Origin of the sequence: Polaribacter marinus (assembly GCF_022662535.1) — a bacterium.
Taxonomy (GTDB): Bacteria; Bacteroidota; Bacteroidia; order Flavobacteriales; family Flavobacteriaceae; genus Polaribacter; species Polaribacter marinus.
This window is the reverse complement of sequence record NZ_JAKQYM010000002.1, coordinates 333,400-355,751: the sequence shown is the minus strand read 5'-3', so window position 1 is coordinate 355,751 and position 22,352 is coordinate 333,400. Positions and strand designations below refer to the sequence as shown.

General features: G+C 28.8%; 20 protein-coding genes. 9 read left to right on the top strand and 11 right to left on the bottom strand.

Annotated features, from left to right (window positions below; translation table 11 throughout):
• The first annotated feature begins 1 nt into the window (after position 1).
• A complete protein-coding gene (locus tag MC378_RS04845) occupies positions 2 to 1,462 on the top strand; it encodes a S41 family peptidase (RefSeq protein ID WP_242177596.1) in 1,461 nt (486 codons plus the stop codon).
• A gap of 10 nt (positions 1,463 to 1,472) precedes the next feature.
• On the opposite strand, the gene MC378_RS04840 is transcribed toward MC378_RS04845, so the two are convergent.
• Positions 1,473 to 2,432 carry a patatin-like phospholipase family protein gene (locus MC378_RS04840; protein ID WP_242177595.1) on the bottom strand — a complete coding sequence of 320 codons (960 nt, stop codon included), beginning with the start codon at positions 2,430 to 2,432 and terminating at the stop codon, positions 1,473 to 1,475.
• A gap of 54 nt (positions 2,433 to 2,486) precedes the next feature.
• Here MC378_RS04840 and MC378_RS04835 point away from each other — a divergent pair, with 54 nt between their 5' ends.
• The 4 genes from MC378_RS04835 to pepT are packed head-to-tail and all read left to right on the top strand — an operon-like array spanning position 2,487 to position 6,728.
• Positions 2,487 to 3,866: a DUF5106 domain-containing protein gene (locus MC378_RS04835; RefSeq protein WP_242177594.1), complete on the top strand. Its 1,380-nt coding sequence runs from the start codon at positions 2,487 to 2,489 to the stop codon at positions 3,864 to 3,866.
• A 12-nt stretch (positions 3,867 to 3,878) separates the two neighbouring features.
• Positions 3,879 to 4,922, top strand: a complete 1,044-nt coding sequence (locus MC378_RS04830) for a WD40/YVTN/BNR-like repeat-containing protein (protein WP_242177593.1) — start codon at positions 3,879 to 3,881, stop codon at positions 4,920 to 4,922.
• A gap of 4 nt (positions 4,923 to 4,926) precedes the next feature.
• Positions 4,927 to 5,484: a hypothetical protein gene (locus tag MC378_RS04825; protein ID WP_242177592.1), complete on the top strand. Its 558-nt coding sequence runs from the start codon at positions 4,927 to 4,929 to the stop codon at positions 5,482 to 5,484.
• 2 nt (positions 5,485 to 5,486) lie between these two features.
• Entirely contained in the window at positions 5,487 to 6,728 is a 1,242-nt protein-coding gene (gene pepT / locus MC378_RS04820) for a peptidase T (RefSeq protein WP_242177591.1), read from the top strand.
• Between the two features lie 157 nt (positions 6,729 to 6,885).
• Here pepT and MC378_RS04815 read toward each other — a convergent pair whose 3' ends face one another.
• On the bottom strand, positions 6,886 to 7,425 hold the full coding sequence (locus MC378_RS04815) for a 1-acyl-sn-glycerol-3-phosphate acyltransferase (RefSeq protein WP_242177590.1): 540 nt from the start codon (positions 7,423 to 7,425) through the stop codon (positions 6,886 to 6,888).
• 44 nt (positions 7,426 to 7,469) lie between these two features.
• Between MC378_RS04815 and rmuC the strand changes: the two genes are divergently transcribed.
• Complete coding sequence (rmuC, locus tag MC378_RS04810) at positions 7,470 to 8,813, top strand: DNA recombination protein RmuC (RefSeq protein WP_242177589.1); 1,344 nt, start codon at positions 7,470 to 7,472, stop codon at positions 8,811 to 8,813.
• On the opposite strand, the gene MC378_RS04805 is transcribed toward rmuC, so the two are convergent.
• From MC378_RS04805 to MC378_RS04795, 3 genes are all read right to left on the bottom strand, one after another.
• Positions 8,810 to 10,060 (bottom strand): cation:proton antiporter, encoded by a 1,251-nt coding sequence (locus MC378_RS04805; RefSeq protein ID WP_242177588.1) that lies wholly within the window; start codon positions 10,058 to 10,060, stop codon positions 8,810 to 8,812. The genes rmuC and MC378_RS04805 overlap by 4 nt on opposite strands.
• Before the next feature lie 104 nt (positions 10,061 to 10,164).
• Positions 10,165 to 10,569: a DUF2059 domain-containing protein gene (locus MC378_RS04800; protein WP_242177587.1), complete on the bottom strand. Its 405-nt coding sequence runs from the start codon at positions 10,567 to 10,569 to the stop codon at positions 10,165 to 10,167.
• 12 nt (positions 10,570 to 10,581) lie between these two features.
• Positions 10,582 to 11,856: a serine hydroxymethyltransferase gene (locus MC378_RS04795; protein ID WP_242177586.1), complete on the bottom strand. Its 1,275-nt coding sequence runs from the start codon at positions 11,854 to 11,856 to the stop codon at positions 10,582 to 10,584.
• Between the two features lie 198 nt (positions 11,857 to 12,054).
• On the opposite strand from MC378_RS04795, the gene fahA reads away from it, so the two are divergent.
• The 3 genes from fahA to MC378_RS04780 all read left to right on the top strand — a co-directional run bounded on the left by fahA (position 12,055) and on the right by MC378_RS04780 (position 15,063).
• A complete protein-coding gene (fahA, locus tag MC378_RS04790; protein WP_242177585.1) occupies positions 12,055 to 13,332 on the top strand; it encodes a fumarylacetoacetase in 1,278 nt (425 codons plus the stop codon).
• A 91-nt stretch (positions 13,333 to 13,423) separates the two neighbouring features.
• A complete protein-coding gene (locus MC378_RS04785) occupies positions 13,424 to 14,143 on the top strand; it encodes a class I SAM-dependent methyltransferase (RefSeq protein WP_242177584.1) in 720 nt (239 codons plus the stop codon).
• A 191-nt stretch (positions 14,144 to 14,334) separates the two neighbouring features.
• Positions 14,335 to 15,063, top strand: a complete 729-nt coding sequence (locus MC378_RS04780) for an NYN domain-containing protein (RefSeq protein WP_242177583.1) — start codon at positions 14,335 to 14,337, stop codon at positions 15,061 to 15,063.
• Positions 15,064 to 15,141: 78 nt separating this feature from the next.
• Here MC378_RS04780 and MC378_RS04775 read toward each other — a convergent pair whose 3' ends face one another.
• From MC378_RS04775 to MC378_RS04750, 6 genes are all read right to left on the bottom strand, one after another.
• Positions 15,142 to 15,414, bottom strand: a complete 273-nt coding sequence (locus MC378_RS04775) for a hypothetical protein (RefSeq protein WP_242177582.1) — start codon at positions 15,412 to 15,414, stop codon at positions 15,142 to 15,144.
• 87 nt (positions 15,415 to 15,501) lie between these two features.
• The gene (locus MC378_RS04770; RefSeq protein WP_242177581.1) at positions 15,502 to 16,470 is read right to left on the bottom strand and encodes a deoxyhypusine synthase family protein; all 969 of its coding nucleotides are present in this window, start codon (positions 16,468 to 16,470) and stop codon (positions 15,502 to 15,504) included.
• A gap of 12 nt (positions 16,471 to 16,482) precedes the next feature.
• Positions 16,483 to 18,012, bottom strand: a complete 1,530-nt coding sequence (locus MC378_RS04765; protein ID WP_242177580.1) for a bifunctional GNAT family N-acetyltransferase/carbon-nitrogen hydrolase family protein — start codon at positions 18,010 to 18,012, stop codon at positions 16,483 to 16,485.
• Between the two features lie 9 nt (positions 18,013 to 18,021).
• A complete protein-coding gene (gene speB / locus MC378_RS04760) occupies positions 18,022 to 18,966 on the bottom strand; it encodes an agmatinase (RefSeq protein ID WP_242177579.1) in 945 nt (314 codons plus the stop codon).
• Between the two features lie 10 nt (positions 18,967 to 18,976).
• Positions 18,977 to 20,425: an arginine decarboxylase gene (locus MC378_RS04755; RefSeq protein ID WP_242177578.1), complete on the bottom strand. Its 1,449-nt coding sequence runs from the start codon at positions 20,423 to 20,425 to the stop codon at positions 18,977 to 18,979.
• 366 nt (positions 20,426 to 20,791) lie between these two features.
• Complete coding sequence (locus MC378_RS04750; RefSeq protein WP_242177577.1) at positions 20,792 to 22,339, bottom strand: DEAD/DEAH box helicase; 1,548 nt, start codon at positions 22,337 to 22,339, stop codon at positions 20,792 to 20,794.
• Between the last annotated feature and the right edge of the window lie 13 nt (positions 22,340 to 22,352).

Genomic DNA, 22,352 nt, shown 5'->3' with positions numbered 1-22,352 from the left:
AATGAAAAGGATTATTCAGTTTAGCTTATTATTGATTGTAATTCTACTAAATTCTTGTGAGGACAAGAAATTTTCTCACTTTGAACCAACTATAAATGACGATATTAACTACTTTATTTGGAAAGGTTTAAATGCCTATTATTTATGGCAAAAAGATGTTCCTGACTTAGCGGATAATCGATTTGCTGATTTTGATGAATTATACACACATTATAGCGGATTTTCTTCACCAGAAAGTGTTTTTAACAGCTTACTAAATCAACCAGGAACAATTGATAAATACTCTTGGATTGTAGATGATTATATTGCTTTAGAAAACTCTTTTCAAGGAATAAACTTAAGTAATGGTATGGAGTTTGGCTTGGTGAAATATACTAATGGAAGCTCTAATGTTTTTGGCTATGTTCGATACGTTATTCCTAATTCGGATGCTTTTAGAAAAGGCATAACAAGAGGTATGATTTTTAATATTGTAGATGGAACTCAACTTACACTTTCTAATTATAAAAATTTATTATTTAACAATAACACTAATTATAGTATTGAATTAGCCGATTACAATAACGGGAACCCTATTGGAAATAACAACACTATTTCTTTAGATAAAACTCAATTACAAGAAAATCCAATTGCTATTTCTAAAATAATTAATGATGGAAATAAAAAAATTGGATATTTGATGTACAATCAATTTTCTAGTTCTTTTGATGCTGAATTAAACGCTGTTTTTAATAATTTTAAATCAGAAAACATAAATGAATTAATCATCGATTTACGCTACAATGGTGGTGGATCGGTAAGAACTGCAACCTACTTAGGAAGCATGATAACAGGACAATATAATGACGATACTTTCTCTAAACAGGTATGGAATCGAAAAGTACAAGAAGCATCCGATCCGAGTAGTTTTATAAATAAATTTACAAACAAAATAAATAATGGCTTAGTTAATGAAACGATTAATAGCCTAGGGTTAACAAAAATATATTTTATTGTTACAGGGAGTTCTGCTTCTGCTTCAGAATTGGTTATCAATTCTTTAAGCTCTTATATTGACGTAAGATTAGTTGGTACAAAAACGGTAGGAAAACAAGTGGGATCTATTACCATATATGATTCTGATAACTTAAAAAGAAATGGAAATAACTTAAATCCGAATCACAATTATGCCATGCAACCTTTGGTCTTAGAAATTTCTAACAAAGACAATCAAAATCATCCAGAAGGTTTTACCCCAGGAGTAACTTTACCAGGAATTGTTTTTGCAGAAAATTATAACAACTTAGGAGTATTAGGAGAACGATCAGATCCTCTCTTAAATAGGACTTTAACCTATATTAGTACAAATGCAAGAATGAATAATATTAAAGAACAAGAAGTTATATCAAAAGAAATCTATAGCTCTAAACTAGCAATGCCAACAAGCAATAACATGTATATAGAGTTAAAAGAAGATTTATAATTTTATCAAATTACAAATCATAATTTTCTAGTCCTTCTTCTACCATTTGATTATCAATCATTTCGGGTCTAAAATCATTCATATTTTCATTGTCTTTATATTTTGCATGATGAAAACCAGACTTCCACCATTTTTTCATCAAAACCTTATCAAACACTAATGAATTTGTGGTTAAAACTGATGGAGTATAATATAAATTCAATTTTACATCATGATGCTTTGCAGATAATTTTCCAATAGTAATATTATGTCTTTCTACATGTTCTAACATAAAATCAAATACATCTAACATTAAAGAAAACGGATTTTTAGCAGGCATTCTATTTGTTTGTACAATTTCTGTTTCTAAGATAACTGCATCAATTTCTTTTGCTCCTCTTAAAATTGCTTCTCTAATAGGTATCAAAGAACCAAAACCACCATCGGCATATTGTTGGCCGTCTTTTTCTAACAAACTCATAAACGGAACATAATTACACGAACCCCAAATCCAATCACAGAAATCATCATAAGTACATTCATTGATAGATTTATATTCAATTTGATTTGCAGTTAAATTAGAAACAGTTACAATAACTTCTTTATTATTTTTTTTGATTTCATCATACATTTTTTGGGTAACATTATTTTTAATCAGCTTTCGTAAATTTTTACTTTCACCAAAAGTTTTTCTACCATTTATAAAGTTCCACAATGTATTTAAATGCCTAATACTAATTACTTTGGTACCATGAACATTTTTTACTTTAAAAGGGCTATTACTAAATATAGCCTTTTGATCTACAGAAGTATACAATTCCTTTAATTCGTCAATCATACCTAAGGCCAAATGAGAAACCATTAAACTACCTGTAGAAGTTCCTATAAATAAATCATAATCTTTGTTTTTGTCTTTCATTAAGTACTGAGCAACTCCACCTGCAAATGCTCCTTTACTTCCACCCCCAGAAATTACCAATGCTTTTTTCATTAATTTAAAAATGATTTGTTTATTTTAGTCCTATATCCTATAAATGTATCAATAATGAAAAGAATAACAATAGTAATTTTTACATTCCTTTTAATATTAACTTCTAAAACTACTCTTTTTTCACAAAATACAATCAACTTAAATATTAAAAATATTAATGAGGATAAAGTTATGATTGCTTATTATTTAGGAGACAAACAATATCTTTTAAAAAATGAAATTACAGGCAGCAATAATATTCTGCTAGATAAAAACGGAGTTGGTACATTTAAATCTAATAAATTAAAAAAAGGATTACTTATGTTAGTTTTTCCTCCTAAAAATGATCATGTTAACTTTTTGTACGATGGAAAAGATTTAAATATTTCTTTAGATAGAAATCAAATAGAAAAAAGTATTTCATTTAAAAATTCAAAAACAAATAAACTTCTAAATGACTATACTTTGTTTATTTCTAATTTAACTATCGAAAAAAATAAAATTTTCACACAACAGCAAAAAGGTGTAAATGACGAATTTATATCTAAAGAATTAAAGAAATTAGATTTAAAATATGAAAAACATTTTGAGTCACTTTTAAAGAAAAACAAAAACAGTTTAGCTCTAAAATTTTTAAAAGCGAATAAAGACATTAAGGTTCCTAGTTCTTTAAATAGCCAAAAAGAACAATTTAATTATTATAAAAAAAATTACTTTAATAACTTAAATTTTGATGATGAATGGTTAATTAGAACTCCTTTTTTTTATAATAAAGTGATGTTTTATGTTGATAAATTAACACCTCAAGATATAAACAGCATCACAAAATCTATAGATTTTATAATAGGATTATCAGAAAAAAATCCTGAAATGTATAAATTTTTAGTAACTACTTTTTTAAATAAATATGCTAAAAGTAAATTAATGATTTCAGAAAATATTTATGCGCACATAGTTAAAGAATATTATGTTAGCGGAAAAGCAACTTGGATTGAAGCAAATCAGTTAAATAAAATATTAGTAAGTTACAATGAAATAAAAAACAGCCTTATTGGCGAAAAGGTTGTTGATTTTTCTTTAATTAACGGTAAAAACAAAACCTATAACCTTTACAGTTTAAAATCTGATTATAAAATTTTATATTTTTGGACTCCTCCTTTTAATCAGAATAATTTAAAAGAATTAAAAAAAGAAATTCCTAATAATGTAGAATTATTAAGTATTTCTAAAGGTTTTAATATTCAAAAAAGAGATGATTTTCTTGCTAAATACCCGCAAAAATTTCCATTATCTATTTTAAAAGAAGAAGATAAATTAAAAATATTTAAATCTCTACACATCAAAAAAAACAGTACTAATCCAACCATTTTTTTACTTGATACTACTAATAAAATTATTGCTAAAAGAATTTCTTTAGAACAATGTATTGATTTTATAAACAATTTAGAAAAGTAAATGAGACACCTTATGAAAAAAATAACCCTATTAATTTTTGTTTTTCTTTTAATGAACTCTTGCACAAAAGAATACATTCCAAGAAACATTAAAACTATTGATATTCAAAAATTTAAAATAGACAGTACCAGTATTAGATCTATTGTAGCTGTTGATGCGAAAACTGTTTATTATGCAGGTTCAAGAGGAGATGTTGGTTATACAGATGATAACGGAAAATCTTGGACTACAGAATATCTTTTTTATAAGGACTCTATAAAACCTCATTTTAGAAGTTTTACTAAAAATGGTGATGATTTTTTTGCTATTTCTATAGGAAATCCAGCATTGTTATATAAAATATCAAAAAATAATACTCAATTAGTTTATACAGAAGAACACGAAAAAATCTTTTACGACTCTATGAAATTCTTTACAGATGGAAAACACGGAATTGCCGTTGGAGATCCTACTGATATTTGTGCTTCAATAATAATTACTTCTGATGGAGGAAGTACTTGGAACAAAATACCTTGCGATAAATTACCAGTTTTTGAAGAAGGTGAAGCCTTTTTTGCTGCAAGTAACACCAATATTAAAACTATTGGAAGTACCGTTTGGATTGCTTCTGGAGGAAAAAAAGCACGAATTTTAAAGTCTGATGATTTTGGAAAAACTTGGCAAATTTTTAATACACCAATGATTCAAGGAAATGGACCCCAAGGAATTTATTCTATCGATTTTTATGATAAAAATAATGGAATTATTATTGGAGGAGATTACTCTAAACCTCTAGAGAACAAAGCAAATAAAGCCATTACAAATGATGGCGGAAAAACCTGGACCTTAGTTGCTAATGGAGAAAATCCTAATTATAAAAGCTGTGTACAATATGTGCCTAATACAAATGGAAAAGAAGTTTTTGCTGTTGGTAAAACAGGAATTTCATTTTCTAAAGATGGTGGAAACTCTTGGAAAGACGTCTCTAAAGAATCGTATTATACTATTGATTTTGTTGATAAAAATACCGCATGGTTATCTGGAAACAATAAAATAGGAAAACTTGATTTACAATAATATTATGAAATTTCATTTTTATATTATCATCACTTCTATCCTATTTTTCTCCTGCCACAAACAATCAGAAATAAGTCAACATTTTAATTGTGAATCCATTACAATAACCAACTTAGAAGAAGTTAAAGATGTAAAAAATTTATTTTCTGTAGAGATTCCTAAAAATTGGAAAACAAATTTGTTTTATGATGATGTACAGTCGTCAATTTATACAGCAGATACAACAAAACAATTAACAGAAACTTTGCTTTTAGATGTTACTTTTATCAATAAAAACATTAATTTTGATGATCTGTTTAAACTAAAATTAGAACAAGAAAGTTTGTCTAAACAATTAGTGCAAACGAAATCTAAAGAAACTTCTTTACTTGATAATTCTGCTTTTTACACAATCTCAAAAGGCAAAAAAGGAAAGTTCGATTATCAAGTATGTCAGGCTTTTATAAAAGTTAACGAACAAAATTTTATACTAGTAAAAGCAGAAGTTTACGGAGATTCTTTAGTAAACAAAAGAATGTGTGAAGCAATAACTTTATTAGAAAAAATTAAAATACATCAATAAAAATGATTGATAAAAAACATATCACCAACAGATTTTTAAAATACGTAACAATCGATACTGAATCAGATCCTAATAACCCTGCCTTTCCTAGTACAGAAAAACAATGGGAGTTAGCTAAAATCCTAGAAAAAGAGCTGAAAGAAATTGGGATGCAAGAAGTAGATTTAGATGAGAGTTGTTACCTCATGGCCACATTACCTAGTAATTTAGATTATGAAGTGCCTACAATAGGTTTTGTTGCACATATCGATACTAGTCCTGATTTTACAGGAAAAGATGTTAAACCACAAATTATAGAGAATTATCAAGGTAATGACATCATTTTAAATGAAGAAAAAAAGATTGTTTTATCTCCAGATTATTTTGAAGATTTATTGCAATACAAAGGTCAAACGCTAATTACTACAGACGGAACAACGCTTTTAGGAGCCGATGATAAAGCAGGTGTAACAGAAATAGTTACAGCAATGGAATATCTCATTCAGCATCCAGAAATTAAACACGGAAAAATTAGAATTTGTTTTACACCCGATGAAGAAGTTGGTAAAGGAGCACATTTATTTGATGTTGAAAAATTTGGAGCAAAATGGGCTTACACAATGGATGGAAGTCAGATAGGAGAATTAGAATACGAAAATTTTAATGCGGCAGGAGCAAAAATTACTATAACGGGAAAAATTGTACATCCTGGTTATGCAAAAGGTAAAATGATAAATTCTATGTTAATCGCTAACGAGTTTATTGCTTCCCTTCCTGCTAAAGAAGTTCCTGAAAAAACAAGTGGATACGAAGGTTTCTTTCATTTGCATGATATAAAAGGGAATGTAGAACAAACAGTTTTAGAATATATTATCAGAGATCATGATTTAGATCTCTTTGAAAAAAGAAAATATCTAATGCAAAAAATAGCTTATGATTTTAATGAGCGTTTAGGGCAAGAATTAGTTAAAGTAGAAATTAAAAATCAATATTTTAATATGAAGGAAAAAGTAGTTCCTGTAATGCATATTGTAGATATTGTTGAGGAAGTAATGAATGATATTGGTATTACGCCATTAATAAAACCAATTCGCGGAGGAACAGATGGATCTCAATTATCTTACAAAGGTTTGCCATGTCCAAATATTTTTGCTGGCGGACATAACTTCCATGGGCGTTTTGAATATGTTCCCGTAGAGTCAATGATTAAAGCTACAGAAGTTATAATAGGTATTGCCTCAAAAATTACAACAAAGTTTAAATAAAAAAAAGTCTTCAGTAAACTGAAGACTTATAATTCTATAGCTTTCGCTATTGAAGCAAAATAATTGACAATAAAGCCCCTAATCTTTATTAAAAAAAATAATGCTTATGCTAAGCTAACTATTTTTAGTTTAAAATAAAAACTTTAAGTAAAAAAAATTAAAATAATTCTGGGTTTTTACCCTGTACATTTTTATAGAATGCATAGAAATAATTAAAATCTTTTTCTTTATCATTTGTAGTATAATAAGGTTCAGAAATTTTTACTTTTTTATGCTTAAAATCTAATGTAGCCATTACAATAGGTACATTAGCACCTTTAGCAATATAATAGAAACCTGTTTTCCAAGCATCTACTTTTTTTCTTGTTCCTTCTGGAGACAAGCCCAATCTAAATTCTTCTTTAGAATTAAATATATCAACAATTGCATCTACCAAATTATTACTTTGAGTTCTATCTACAGGAGTTCCTCCTAAAACTCTAAAGAAAAAACCAAAAAGACCTTTAAAAAGTGCATTTTTACCAATAAAATTAATCATAACACCCGATGCCATTCTAGATAAAATTGCAATTGGAAAATCAATCCAACTGGTATGTGGTGCAGCTATAACTACATATTTTTTAATATCTTTAGGGAAATCATTCTCTAATTTCCATCCTAAAATTGTAAATAATATAAATCTTGAAAATCCTTTCATTGTCTGTTTTAAAAGTGATAAATTTAAGGACTTAATTTGATATGATGAACGATTTGATTATTTACTTACTAATTGCTATTCTTTTTGCGCTAATTGGCTTATTTATAGGTAAGTTACTTACAAAACTAAAATTTGAAAAAGAAAAAACAAATTCAGAAAAAGTACAAACTACTTTAGAATTGCAGAATTCTTCACTTAATGAAACTATAAAAAATTTAGAAAATAAAAATTCTGAATTGCAAAATGAACTGAAATTTTTTCAAAAAGAAAAAGAGGGTTTAATTTCAGATAAAACACGCTTAGAAACAGAATTTAAAAACACAGAAGAGAAATTAACTGAAAATAAAGCTGAAGTTGAAAAACTACATGATAAATTTAATAAAGAATTTGAAAATTTAGCGAATAAAATATTGGATGAAAAATCGACAAAATTTACGAATCAGAACAAAGAAAATTTACAAATAATTTTGAATCCACTTCAAGAAAAAATAAAAGTTTTTGAAGATAAAGTTGATAAAACCCACAAAGAAAGTATTGATTATCATGCCGCTTTACGTCAGCAAATTTTAGGTTTAAAAGAATTAAATCAGCAAATGAGTAAAGAAACTATCAACCTAACCAAAGCTTTAAAAGGTGATAATAAAATGCAAGGGAATTGGGGGGAATTGGTTTTAGAGCGAGTATTAGAAAAGTCTGGTTTAGAGAAAGATAGAGAGTATTTTGTGCAGCAAAGCTTTAATAATGAAGAAGGCAAAAGAGTCTTACCAGATGTTGTAATACATTTACCAGATAACAAAAAAATGATTGTTGACTCCAAAGTTTCTTTAGTAGCTTATGAGCAATTTGTCAATGAAGAAGATGAAGTATTAAAAGATACTTTTTTAAAAAACCATATTGCTTCGTTAAAACGTCACGTTGATCAATTATCTGAAAAGAAATACGAAGATATTTACAAAATTGAGTCACCTGATTTTGTATTACTTTTTATTCCAATAGAGCCTGCTTTTGCAATTGCAATTAATACTGATAATTCACTCTATAATAAAGCCTTTGAGAAAAACATTGTAATTGTTACACCTTCTACTCTTTTGGCTACTTTACGTACCATAGATACAATGTGGAATAATGAAAAGCAGCAAAAAAATGCAATTGAAATTGCAAGACAAGCTGGTGCATTGTATGATAAATTTGATGGTTTGTTAAAAGATTTAATTGGTGTAGGAAAAAAAATAGATGCCTCTAAAACCGATTATAACTCTGCAATGAACAAACTTTTTGAAGGAAAAGGGAACTTAATTACAAGCGTAGAAAAACTTAAGAAAATGGGAGCTAAAGCAAAAAAGACACTCCCAGAAAACATTATTGAAAGAGCCCAAGGAGACGATTAATTACCAATCTTTTCTTTTAATTTATTTACTAATTTTCCAACCGTTAATCCTTGTGCTATTATAGAAAATACAACAACTATATAAGTTATTACTAAAAATAAATCTCTATGCATATCTACAGATAATCCTAAAGCTAAGGCTATAGAAATACCACCTCTTAATCCTCCCCAGGTCATAATTAAATTAGTGTTAGGCACAAAGTCTAATTTCTTTTTAAAGAAATTTATAGGTAATAGAAGAGAAATATATCTGCAAATTAATACCACAGGTATAGCAATTAAACCAGCAATAATAAATTTACTTTCTAATACTAAAACTAACATTTCCATACCTATTAAAACAAATAAAACAGCATTTAAAAGAATATCTATTAATTCCCAAAATTTATCTACATAATGTTCTGTTCTTTTAGACATCGCACTATCCCTAACAGTATCATTACCTACTACCAAGCCTGCAGTAACCATTGCTAAAGGTGCCGACAAATGAAATTGATGTGCAAGTAAAGTTCCGCCCATTACAGTAGCAAGTGTAATAATAACCTCAATATCATAATCGTCTATAGATTTTAATAGTCTATAAGTTAGCCAACCTAAAACTAAACCTAAACCAATACCTCCAATAACTTCTTGACCAAATAATTTAAAAACATCAATAGTTTCTGTATTAGCAATCCCCGATTTAGCAATCTGATAAATAGTTAAAAAAACAACAACTCCTACTCCATCATTAAACAAAGATTCTCCAACAATTTTGGTTTCTAATTTTTTAGGAACTTTTGCTTTTTTTAAAATACCTAAAACAGCAATAGGATCTGTAGGTGAAATTAAAGCTCCAAATAACAAACAATAAATAAAACCTATCTCTAAATTTAATAACTGAAGAATCAAAAACATAGCACCACCTACTAAAAACGTAGAAGTTACAACTCCTAAAGTAGAAAACATTAAAACAGGCCAACGCTGAATTTTTAATTGCTCGAAGTTTGTATGTAAAGCTCCTGCAAACAAAAGAAAACTTAACATTTCATCTAATAAAAGTGTTCTAAAGTTAATTTTAGATATGATTGATTTTTCTAAATCTAATAAAGTAGGATCAATATAACTTAACAATAGAATACTGATTGTAAATATAATAGTGATAATCATTAACCCTATTGTATTTGGCATTTTTAAAAATCGAACATTGATATAGCCGAAGAGAGCAGATAATAAAATTAATATTGTAGCAATAAAATAAGCGTCCATAAAAAATGTATTTCAAATTTAAAGATATAAAAAAACATCAAGACTTAACTTGATGTTTTTTATTTATTATAGTAAAATTTATTTAAAAACGGATAAAAAATCAATTATTGATATTTAACCATAATTCCCTGAAGTTTTGCTCCCCAATCTGCACCAATTGCTTGGCCTTTTATTGCTAGTTTTGTAGAATTTCCAGCAACTTTTTTACCTAAATCCGTTTTATAAAACTTCAGCAATTCTTTTATTTCATTATGTGTATACTCTTCTATATATAATTCAGTTAAAGAAGTATATAAGTCAGGAAAAGTACCTTCAACTTCGCTTTTAAACTTTTCAAGATTATCTTTTTTAACATATCCAGCAAATTGATCAACAACTGATTTAAAAGCAGGCTTTGAAATTATCTCTACTAATGTATATGCATCTTTTTGGTATGCTGTTTTGTCTTGTGCATTAGCGTTAGAAACAGAAAAAGCTAAGAAAACAAGTATTATTACTATTTTTTTCATTTTATATATTTATTACATTACAAATAATCTGTGAGAACTCATCATTTCAGAAACACTATCAGCAATACTTTCTAAAGCTGTTTCATCAGAAGCATTCATTATAGCTTTATCAATAAAATCAACTATTGTTATCATGTCTTCTTCTTTTAAACCTCGAGTTGTAACAGCGGCAGTACCCACACGAATTCCTGAAGTTACAAAAGGAGATTTATCATCAAAAGGAACCATGTTTTTATTGACGGTAATATCTGCTTTTCCTAAAGCAATTTCTGCATCTTTACCAGAAATATCTTTATTACGTAAATCAATTAACATACAATGATTGTCTGTTCCTCCAGAAATAATATGATATCCTCTAGCTACAAATTCTTTTGCCATTGCTGCGGCATTTTCTTTTACTTGTATTTGATACTCTAAAAACTCATCTGTTAAAGCTTCTCCAAAAGCAATCGCTTTAGCTGCAATCACATGTTCTAAAGGCCCTCCTTGATTACCAGGAAAAACTGCCGAATTAATTAAAGTTGACATTTTTTTAGGTTTTCCACTTTTTAAAGTTTCTCCAAAAGGATTCTCAAAATCTTTACCAATCATAATCATTCCTCCTCTTGGTCCTCGTAAAGTTTTATGAGTTGTAGTAGTAACAATATGACAATGAGGTAAAGGATCGTTTAAAATTCCTTTTGCAATTAAACCTGCAGGATGTGAAATATCTGCCATTAAAATAGCTCCAACAGTATCAGCAATTTCTCTAAATTTCTTGAAATCAATGTCTCTAGAATATGCAGAAGCTCCTGCAATAATTAACTTAGGTTTGTGTGTGTTTGCTTGTTCTTCTAAATGATTATAATCTATTCTACCCGTTTCTTTATTTACACCATAAAAAACAGGATTGTATAATTTTCCAGAGAAATTTACAGGAGAACCATGAGTTAAATGACCTCCATGAGATAAATCAAAACCTAAAATAGTATCTCCAGGTTTTAAACAAGCGGCAAAAACAGCTGTATTTGCCTGAGAACCAGAATGTGGCTGTACATTTACATATTCTGCACCAAATAATTCTTTCGCTCTATCAATAGCAATCTGTTCTACAATATCAACAATTTCACAACCTCCATAATATCTTTTTCCTGGATATCCTTCAGCATATTTATTTGTTAAAACAGAACCTTGAGCTCTCATAACTTGGTCGCTTACAAAGTTTTCTGAAGCAATTAATTCTAAACCGTTTAATTGTCTTTCTTTTTCTTCCTGAATCAGGTCAAAAATTTGATTATCTAGTTGCATTGTTATTGAATTTATTTAAGTTTCAAAAATAGACAAAATCAAATTCGTAAAAAACTACTTTTTACAATATTTTATTATTAATGATTATAATTATGCTTTTATAAATAAAGTACTGTTAAATTTAAACTTTTCATTATTAAATTATTTTAAAATGAGAAAAAATTATGTAGGTTTGAAGAAAAATAAAATCTCAATATAATGATCATAACAGCAAATAATCCTAATAGAAAATCTTGGTTAAAAGTAGCAGAAAATTCAGATTTCCCAATACAAAATATTCCATTTGGCGTTTTTATCACTAGAGATGATATTATAACAATTGGTAGTAGAATTGGTGATTTTGCTATAGATTTAGGTGCTTTTCATCAATTAGGATACTTTGATGGAATTCCTCTTACAGAGGATATCTTTTTACAAGATAATTTAAATGATTTTATTGCTGACGGAAGAAAAACATGGCGATTAGTTCGTAACAGAATTGCAGAAGTATTTGATGTTTCTAACGGAAGTTTACGTGATAATGCCGTTCATAAAGAAAAAATCATCTTTAGAATGGACGAAGTAGAAATGTTACTGCCTGTTGCTGTAGGAGATTATACCGATTTTTATGCAAGTAAAGAACACGCAACTAATGTAGGTTCTTTATTTAGAGATCCGAAAAACGCATTGTTCCCAAACTGGTTACAAGTTCCTATAGGTTACCACGGTAGAAGTTCTTCTATAATTCCTTCTGGAACTCCAATTAGAAGACCTTACGGACAAACAAAACCGAATGAAGGAGAAACTACTCCTAATTTTGGACCAACAAAATTATTAGATTTTGAATTAGAAATGGCTTTTATTACAACAGATGCTAATGTTTTAGGTGATAGAATTCCTATTGAAGAAACAGAAGAATATATTTTTGGGCTAGTACAATTTAATGATTGGTCTGCAAGAGATATTCAAGCATGGGAATATGTGCCTTTAGGTCCGTTTTTAGGAAAAAACTTTGCTTCTACGATTTCTCCTTGGATTGTAACTTTAGATGCCTTAGAACCTTTTAGAGTAGACAACCCAAAACAAGTACACGAACCTTTACCTTATTTAAAACAAGAAGGAAAAGGTAGTTATGATATTCATCTTCAAGTAGGTATTCAACCAGAAAATGGAGAAGAAACTGTAGTTGCCAATTCTAATTTTAAATATATGTATTGGACAATGGCGCAGCAACTAGCACATCATACTGTAAATGGTTGCCCTGTTGAAGCTGGAGATATGATGGGTTCTGGAACCATTTCTGGACCAACAAAAGATAGTTATGGTTCTATGTTAGAATTAACTTGGCGTGGACAAAACCCTATAAAACTAAAAGACGGAACGGAAAGAAAATTTATTAATGACAATGATACCGTTATTATGCGTGCTCATTGTAAAAATGATAAAGTACGTATTGGTTTTGGTGAATGTGTTGGTAAGATACTTCCAGCAAAATAAAAAATACTCATAGAAAAGTAAACAAGAAAAAAAGCCTTATTTTAGATAAGGTTTTTTTTATGCCAAAAAATAATTCAACCTCACAAAAAGAATGCAAGAATTATCAAAAATTTATGAAGCTAAATATATTCAAAAACTATTTGATCAAATGAGTCATTCTTATTCTATAATGAATTATATAGCTTCTTTCGGTTTTAGTGAAAGATGGAGAAAAAAATGTGTCATGGATATTAAAATAGACTCTGGTAAAACAGTTATTGACTTAATGACAGGAATGGGAGAATGTTGGAAATATATTTTAAAAAATTCAAATAAAGACTCAAAACTAATTGGATTAGATTTTTCTGATGAAATGATAAATCGAGCAAAGAAAAATAAAAAAAAGTACCATCAATCAAAAATTACAATTCTAAAAGAAAATGTATTTGAGAACTCTATCTCAAAAGAATCGGCTGATTTTGTAATTTCTGTCTTTGGACTAAAAACATTTAATACTGAACAGTTAGAGAAATTAGCAATCGAAATTCACCGAATTCTAAAACAATCTGGGCAATTTTCGCTTATTGATGTTTCTGTACCCAAGAATAAAATATTAAAACATTTCTATATGTTTTACTTAAAAAAGATTATTCCTTTTTTAGGAAAAATTTTTCTTGGAAGCCCAGAAACATATAAAATGTTAGGTATTTACACAGAAAAATTTGACAACTCAGAAACTGCTTATCACATTTTTAACCGACTCGAATTTGAGATTGAATATGTAGAGTACTTTTATGGCTGCGCAAGCGGTATTAAAGGAAGAAAAATTTAATCACATATAGAAGTCATATCTACAAGAAGTGCAATCGTATTCACAAAAATAATTATTCATTTTTATTTGTTAAATTAGTAGCTTATAAACAAAATGAAACTTGACATTAAAGTTGAATGTCATAAATTTAAAATGACAAAACATAGTTTTCTATACAACACCTTATAATAATCAGTATACTTATAAAAAGAATGAATTTAAATTTAGCTGTACTCATAGATGGAGACAATATTCCTTCTGCTCATGTAAAAGAAATGATGGAGGAAATAGCAAAATATGGAAATCCAACAATCAAAAGAATTTATGGCGATTGGACAAGTCCGCATTTATCTAAATGGAAAAACTTGTTGCTACAAAATGCAATTACTCCCATTCAACAATACGCATATACCACAGGAAAAAATGCTACAGATTCTGCTATGATTATTGATGCCATGGACATACTATATTCTGAAAAAGTAAATGGTTTTTGTTTGGTATCAAGCGATAGCGATTTCACAAAACTAGCCACGAGATTACGAGAAGCTGGAATGCAAGTTATAGGAATAGGAGAGAAAAAAACACCTACCCCATTTATTGTAGCTTGTGATAAATTTATCTATATAGAAATCCTTAGAAAACAAACCGAAAAGAAAGATAATATTAATCAAAAAGACCATAATAAAGAAAGTATTGATAAAATAACATCTAAAGTCATTTCTCTTATTTCCGTTACAATTTCTGATTTATCAGACGATGATGGTTGGGCTTTTCTGGGTGATGTTGGTAGTTTACTTCAAAAAAAACAACCTAATTTTGATTCAAGAAATTATGGTTTTGATAAACTAACACCTTTAATTAAATCTATTGGTAAATTTGAACTAGAACAAAGAGAAAACTCAAGAAGCAAATCCAAATTAATTTACGTAAAAAATAAATAAAATCAATACCAACAAAAATTTATAAAATCTCTTTTCATTTAAGAAAAGAGATTTTTTTTTAACTAGTCAATTAATTTATCAACCTTCTAAATCGTTCACATCAAAATCATCATTATCATCAAAAGAATCTTCATCATCTACATAATCTTCCATGGCTTGTTCTAATTTAGAACTTATTTTTACCAAATAAATAGTATCTTCTGTTTGTACTTCTACAGCTTTAACAGTTTCTCCTTTAGCATTTTTAAAGGAAATAATATCTGAATAATCATAACCATCTGGATATTTATCAATTAATAAATCTAAAATATCTTTGGTTAATTTTGCGTATTCTACAATTACTCTTTTCATAATATTATTTTTTTTCTACTTGAGCACAGTCGAAAGCTTATAAATTCTTCATAAAAAAGAATTCTCGATTGCACACGAGCAGATATTTTACATCTCTAATAAGTATGCGAAAATTAATGGTGCAACAATCGTTGCGTCACTTTCTATAATAAATTTTGGCGTATCAATATCTAATTTTCCCCAAGTAATTTTTTCGTTGGGTACAGCACCAGAATATGAACCATAACTGGTAGTAGAGTCAGAAATCTGACAGAAATAACTCCAAAATGGCGTTTCTGGTTTTTCCATATCTTGGTATAACATCGGTACAACACATATTGGAAAATCTCCAGCAATCCCTCCTCCTATTTGAAAAAAACCAATGCCGTTTTTAGAGTTATTTGTATACCAATCTGCTAAGAAGGTCATATATTCAATCCCCGATTTTACAGTACTTGCTTTTAACTCTCCTTTTAAAACATAAGAAGCAAAAATATTACCCATGGTAGAATCTTCCCAACCCGGACAAATAATAGGTAGGTTTTTTTCTGCAGCAGCGTACATCCAAGAATCTTTAATGTCTATTTCATAATATTGCTCTAAAACACCAGACAATAATAATTTATACATGTATTCATGTGGTAAATAACGTTCTCCCTTTGCTTCTGCCTCCTTCCAAATTTTTACAATATGCTCTTGAATTCTTCTAAAAGCTTCTTCTTCTGGAATACATGTATCAGTAACTCGGTTTAAGCCTTTTTCTAATAAATCCCATTCATCTTGCGGCGTTAAATCTCTATAATTAGGTACACGTTTGTAATGAGAATGTGCTACTAAATTCATAACATCTTCCTCTAAGTTGGCACCTGTACAAGAAACAATTTGCACTTTATTTTGACGAATCATTTCTGCAAAAATCTTTCCTAATTCTGCTGTACTCATTGCTCCTGCTAAAGAAACTAACATTTTAGATCCTTTATTTAATTGTGCTTCATACCCTTTAGCAGCATCAACTAATGCAGCAGCGTTAAAGTGTAAAAAGTATTTTTCTATAAAATTTGTAATTGGTTTTTTCATTTTTAAATCTTGTTATTTTTGAAGTCTTTTAACTTCGAATATGTCTTTTCTTCTATCTTTTAAATTACGTACACTTCCAAATTGATTCAGGTCTTTTAGCAAATCTAAATCCACATCAGCAATTAAAATCATTTCGGTATTTGTAGTTGCTTCTGCCTTAATTCCGTTTGCAGGAAAAGAGAAATCGCAAGGCGTAAATACCATCGACTGTGCATACTGAATGTCCATATTATTTACTTTTGGTAAATTACCAACACTGCCAGCAATGGCAACATAGCACTCGTTTTCTATAGCTCTTGCTTGTGCACAATGACGCACTCTAGAATATCCGTTTTGAGTATCTGTTAAAAATGGAACAAACAAAATATCCATGCCTTCATCTGCTAAAATTCTGCTTAATTCAGGAAACTCAGAATCATAACAAATTAATACGCCAATTTTACCGCAATCGGTATCAAACGTTTTTATTTCATTACCACCTTGCATTCCCCAAACTTTTGCTTCATCTGGTGTAACGTGTAATTTTTCATAACGTTCTGTACTACCATCTCTTTTGCAGATATAACCAACATTATACAGCAACTCATCTTTTATTTCGGGCATGCTACCTGTAATAATATTGATGTTGTATGTAATTGCCAACTCAGAAAATTTCTGAACAATTTGCGGAGTATATTTTGCCAATTCTCTAATAGCTTCCGATTCTGGTAAGTGATTATTAGCTGCCATTAAAGGCGCATTAAAAAACTCTGGAAACAATGCAAAATCAGATCTGTAAGCAGAGACTGCATCTACAAAATATTCTGCTTGCTGCATTAATTCTTCTAAATCTTTATACAAACGCATTTGCCATTGAATCAATCCTAAGCGAACTACTTTTTTCTTTGTCGCTGCTTTTTTAGATTTTTTCTCGTAATAAATATTATCCCATTCTAATAAAACCGCAAACTCACCCGAATTTTCATCACCTTCTAAATATCCTTTTAAAATTTTTGAAGGATGAAAATCATTTGAAATTTGAAAGTTTAAAACCGGATCGTTAATTTCTTTTCGTTTTACACTTTCGATATATTCTTTTGGTGATAAAGTTGCTGCATATTTATGATAATTCGGAATTCTTCCTCCAAATGCAATCCCTCTTAAGTTTTGCTTTTCTGCTAACTCTTTTCTATAATCATACAACCTTCTACCTAAGCGTAAGCCCCTGTATTCCGATTTTATAAAAACATCAATTCCGTATAAAACATCACCATTTTCATCATGCGTATCAAAGGTATAATTATCGGTTATGTCTTTATAGGTATGTTGTTCATCAAAACTATCATAATCTATTTTAATAGAAAGTGCACAACCAGCTAGTTCATCATTTATTTTGATAACCACTTGTCCTTCAGGAAATTTTTCAATTAAAGATTTAATTTGATTTTCTTTCCAATAAGAATCTGGCATACTAGTGTATGCCTGAATCATTGCTTCTTTTAGCTGTTTATAATCCGTTAAGGTTAAATAATGAAGCTCAATATTCTCAATGTTCTTAATCATTTTATAACACTAAAAATCATCGTCATCATCTTTAAACTTCGATAGTTTGCTAAAGGGATTAGTATTCATTAATTCTTCACCATTATCATAAGAATCGTCCTTAGAAGCAAATTTGTAGCTTAACATTTTGTAAAACAATTTAGCTGCTAAAAAATCGGATGATTTCTCATTTTCATTCGGGCATAATTCTACCATATCAAAACCAACAACATTTTTTTCTTTAAATACTTGTTTTAAAAAATCTAACGTTTCATAATAAAATAATCCTCCTGGTTCAGGTGTCCCTGTTGATGGCATAATAGAAGGATCTAAAGCATCTAAATCGAACGTAATAAAAACATTTTCTGTTAGTTGATCTATTACATCTTCCATCCAATCTTCATTAACAGCCATATCATGTGCAAAGAAAACTTTATCTAAATTCATATTTCTTTTTTCAGAAATATCCATACTTCTAATACCAACTTGTACCAAATTTGTTGTAGAATTAGCTTCATAAACCGCACAAGCATGATTACAAGTAGAGCCATCATACTCTTTTCTTAAATCTGCATGGGCATCTATATGTAAAACCGTTAAATTATCAAAACACTCATTAAAAGCTCTAATGGTTCCTATAGATATTGAATGTTCTCCTCCAAAAGCAGTCACAAATTTATTTCTATTGATATATTTTTTTGTGATTTGATGCACTTCTTCAACCATTGCTTCAGGAGAAATATTTTCTGTAATAGCCTCAGCTAAATAAACACCTTCTTTATAAACTTCAGAATCGGTTTCAATGTCATATAATTCCATGTTTTCAGAAGCCTCTAAAAAAGCTTGTGGCCCTTTATCTGCTCCTTTTTGCCAGGTACTTGTTCCATCATATGGAATAGGAATTATTACGATTTTTGATGTTGATAGGTTTCCAAACTCTTGTGGAATTCCTGCATAGGTTTTATTTGTATTCATTTTATGTTTATTATAATACTGCTTCTTTTACTAATTTTTCGGATTCAATTTTATTTTCGGATACTTCTCCATAACCTAATATAGAAAGCAATTCGCTACTTTTTTGTTGTTCTTTAAAGACTCTTGAAGTTAAATTTCCATCTTCATCTCTATCTATAATTAAATGTTTTGGATGCGGTATCAAACAATGTTGTAAACCTCCAAAACCTCCTATAGATTCTTGATATGCTCCTGTGTTAAAAAAACCAATATACAACGGATTATCCTTCTCATAAACAGGTAAATAAATTCCATTTATATGCTGTTCAGAATTGTAATAATCATCGCTATCACAAGTTAATCCTCCTAACAAAACACGTTCATATTGTCTGTTCCATTTGTTTATGGGTAGCATCACAAAACGCTTATTTATTGCCCAAGAATCGGGTAAAGTTGTAATAAATGATGAGTTGATCATATTCCAACGTTCTCTATCATTTTGTTTTTTCTGATATAAAACTTCATAAATCGCTGCACCAGATTCTCCTACAGTAAAACTCCCAAATTCTGTAAAAATATTTGGCACTTCTACTTCTGCTTCATCACATGCTTGTTTAATCTGATTGATAATTTCATCAATCATATATTCATAATCATAGTCAAAAGCCAATGAGTTTTTTATTGGAAATCCGCCACCAATATTTAAGCTATCTAAGGAAGAACATACTTTTTTTAAGTTGATGTAAACGTTTAAACATTTCATTAACTCGTTCCAATAATAGGCATTGTCTTTTATTCCTGTATTGATAAAAAAGTGCAACATTTTCAAATCAACTTGCTCGTTATTAGCAATTTCACGCTCATAAAAAGAAACAATATTTTTATAACCAATACCTAATCTAGAAGTATAAAATTCAAATTTAGGTTCTTCTTCTGAAGCAATTCGAATGCCTACTTTAAAAGGTCTTGATGTTTCTTTTTGAAGTAAGGGAAGTTCTTCAAAATTATCAATTATAGGAATGCAGTTTTGATGTCCAGAATTAATTAAACCACCAATATTTTTAATGTATTGATCGCGTTTAAATCCGTTACAAATAATAAATGTATTGTCTTTTATTTTTCCTTCTTTTTTAAGGTTATTAATGATGTCAATATCAAAAGCAGAAGAAGTTTCTATATGGATATCATTTTTTAAAGCTTCATTTAAAACATGCTTAAAATGAGAGCTTTTTGTACAATAACTATAAAAGTATTTTCCTTTATAGTTATGCTTTGCTATACTATTTTGAAACCAACCTTTGGCTTTAATGATGTTTTCTGAAATTTTTGGTAAGTATGTGAATTTTAATGGAGCGCCATATTTAGCGGTTAGTTCCATTAAATTAATTCCGTGCCAAAACAATTTATTATTTTCTGTTTTGAATTCCTCTTGAGGGAAATCGAACGTTTGCTCGACTAAATCTATGTATTTTGTGTTCACTTTGTGTTTTATATTATGTAAATGATAAATGCACTGAACTAAAACAAAATGAATGTTTTAGAATAGTAGTTATAATCCTATTAAAAAGATTTTTTATCACTGTAATATTTGCAAGTAAACTACGTGCAACTTTGAATAAAGTTGCAATTCTTGAAGAAAAGAAAACGGAGATACCTTAATTTTTTCGTTGCATTTCCAAAATGCTATATAATTATCATTCTCCGACTGATAATTATTCCCGAAATAAGAAAAACTTAACATTTCACTTAAAATAAGTGCTTCAAATGTAAATTATTTTTTAATACAAAACACAAAAGCAAAAAAAAAGTGAAAAAAAATTTTCACTTATTGTTTTACTTGTATTTACTACTCTTCTGGAGGGTATCCATGGATTTTCTCGAAATCTTCATCAAAGTTAGCTCTTAAGTAAGCATTTAATTTCTTTCGATAATCATCTTTTAACCAAGTTACAAAATTGTGTGTACTTTTAGAAATACATTTAGCATATCTATTAATTCTATCATCAATTTCTTCTCCTAACATTTTAGCTAAAATTAATGCATCAAAAACATCTTCACTATTTTCTATACACATTTTTGCATGATGCTCTATTGATTTTTCTAAAACTCTTTTAGAAGATTCTCCTGCTCTAATAGTATCTATATATACTTTTTTCATATCGAAATAGGTATCTGTAGATTTCGCAAATTCTTTTTTTACATCAGCAGGAAGCTCATATCTAAATGTACTTTCTATTTCTTCATCAGATAAAATTGCATTTAAATAATAATCTGGTGCTCTAAACATTTTTTGCCAATCTAAATCTGCTCCCCAAGGACCAAATCTGTGGAAATTGTTTCCTAAGTCAATTACATCAAAAGTACTTTTGTTATCTAAAATCCTAGAACCACGGCCAATCATTTGATAATATAAGGTTAATGATTTTGTAGCTCTATTTAAAATAATTGCTTCAATTGTTGGTTCATCAAACCCTGTTGTTAAAATACTTACAGAAGTAATAATAGCATTTGGTGTTTTCTTAAACCATTTTAAAATAAAATCTCTTTCTTTTCTAGTGTTGGTATTATCTAAATGAGCAATAGGATATCCTGCTTTTTTAAATGCATGATACACTTGAATTGAAGTGTTAATTCCGTTATTAAATATTAAAGTTTTCTTTCCTTTTGCTGTTTCTTCATAAGCCGAAACCAATTTAGAAAGCATGTCTGTATTGGTATATAAATCTTCTGAAGATTTAACGGTATAATCTCCATTTGCTCCTACTTCTAAAGAAGTTAAACCAACATTATAAGAATATAAATTAGCACTTGCTAAGTATTCATGATCAATTAAATGCTGAATAGATTCACCAACAAATAGTTCTTGATAATTCTCATACATTGGTAATTTTATATTAGAACTTAGAGGTGTTGCTGTAACTCCTAAAATAAAAGATTGATCGAAAAATTTAAATATTTTTGTAAAAGAATTATAATGAGCTTCATCAACAATTACCAAACCAATATCAGAGATATCTAGTTTTTCATCGTTCAATCTATTCTTTAAAGTTTCTACCATTGCCACAAAACAACTGTATTTGTCCTGATCGTCTAACTTTGCAGTACTATTAATTATTTTGTTTTTTACACCAAATTCTCCAAGCATTTTAGACGTTTGCTTACTCAGTTCTATCCTATGAGTTAACACTAAAACTTTCTTTTTAAAAGTTTCTAAATAGCGTCTTACAATCTCAGAAAAAATAACTGTTTTTCCACCACCAGTGGGTAATTGATATAATAAATGATAATCTGGAGATGCTGTTTCAAATCTATTAAAGATTTCTTGTAGCGCATCTTTTTGATATCCATATAATTCTTTACCTATTGTAATTTCTGAAGTTTTATTTTCTGCCAAACGAATGTAAATT

Bases quoted from the DNA above. Each gene is read 5' to 3' on its own strand.
- MC378_RS04845 (WP_242177596.1), top strand. From the start codon at position 2: ATGAAAAGGATTATTCAGTTTAGCTTATTATTGATTGTAATTCTACTA.
- MC378_RS04840 (WP_242177595.1), bottom strand. From the start codon at position 2,432: ATGAAAAAAGCATTGGTAATTTCTGGGGGTGGAAGTAAAGGAGCATTT.
- MC378_RS04835 (WP_242177594.1), top strand. From the start codon at position 2,487: ATGAAAAGAATAACAATAGTAATTTTTACATTCCTTTTAATATTAACT.
- MC378_RS04830 (WP_242177593.1), top strand. From the start codon at position 3,879: ATGAAAAAAATAACCCTATTAATTTTTGTTTTTCTTTTAATGAACTCT.
- MC378_RS04825 (WP_242177592.1), top strand. From the start codon at position 4,927: ATGAAATTTCATTTTTATATTATCATCACTTCTATCCTATTTTTCTCC.
- pepT (WP_242177591.1), top strand. From the start codon at position 5,487: ATGATTGATAAAAAACATATCACCAACAGATTTTTAAAATACGTAACA.
- MC378_RS04815 (WP_242177590.1), bottom strand. From the start codon at position 7,425: ATGAAAGGATTTTCAAGATTTATATTATTTACAATTTTAGGATGGAAA.
- rmuC (WP_242177589.1), top strand. From the start codon at position 7,470: ATGAACGATTTGATTATTTACTTACTAATTGCTATTCTTTTTGCGCTA.
- MC378_RS04805 (WP_242177588.1), bottom strand. From the start codon at position 10,060: ATGGACGCTTATTTTATTGCTACAATATTAATTTTATTATCTGCTCTC.
- MC378_RS04800 (WP_242177587.1), bottom strand. From the start codon at position 10,569: ATGAAAAAAATAGTAATAATACTTGTTTTCTTAGCTTTTTCTGTTTCT.
- MC378_RS04795 (WP_242177586.1), bottom strand. From the start codon at position 11,856: ATGCAACTAGATAATCAAATTTTTGACCTGATTCAGGAAGAAAAAGAA.
- fahA (WP_242177585.1), top strand. From the start codon at position 12,055: ATGATCATAACAGCAAATAATCCTAATAGAAAATCTTGGTTAAAAGTA.
- MC378_RS04785 (WP_242177584.1), top strand. From the start codon at position 13,424: ATGCAAGAATTATCAAAAATTTATGAAGCTAAATATATTCAAAAACTA.
- MC378_RS04780 (WP_242177583.1), top strand. From the start codon at position 14,335: ATGAATTTAAATTTAGCTGTACTCATAGATGGAGACAATATTCCTTCT.
- MC378_RS04775 (WP_242177582.1), bottom strand. From the start codon at position 15,414: ATGAAAAGAGTAATTGTAGAATACGCAAAATTAACCAAAGATATTTTA.
- MC378_RS04770 (WP_242177581.1), bottom strand. From the start codon at position 16,470: ATGAAAAAACCAATTACAAATTTTATAGAAAAATACTTTTTACACTTT.
- MC378_RS04765 (WP_242177580.1), bottom strand. From the start codon at position 18,012: ATGATTAAGAACATTGAGAATATTGAGCTTCATTATTTAACCTTAACG.
- speB (WP_242177579.1), bottom strand. From the start codon at position 18,966: ATGAATACAAATAAAACCTATGCAGGAATTCCACAAGAGTTTGGAAAC.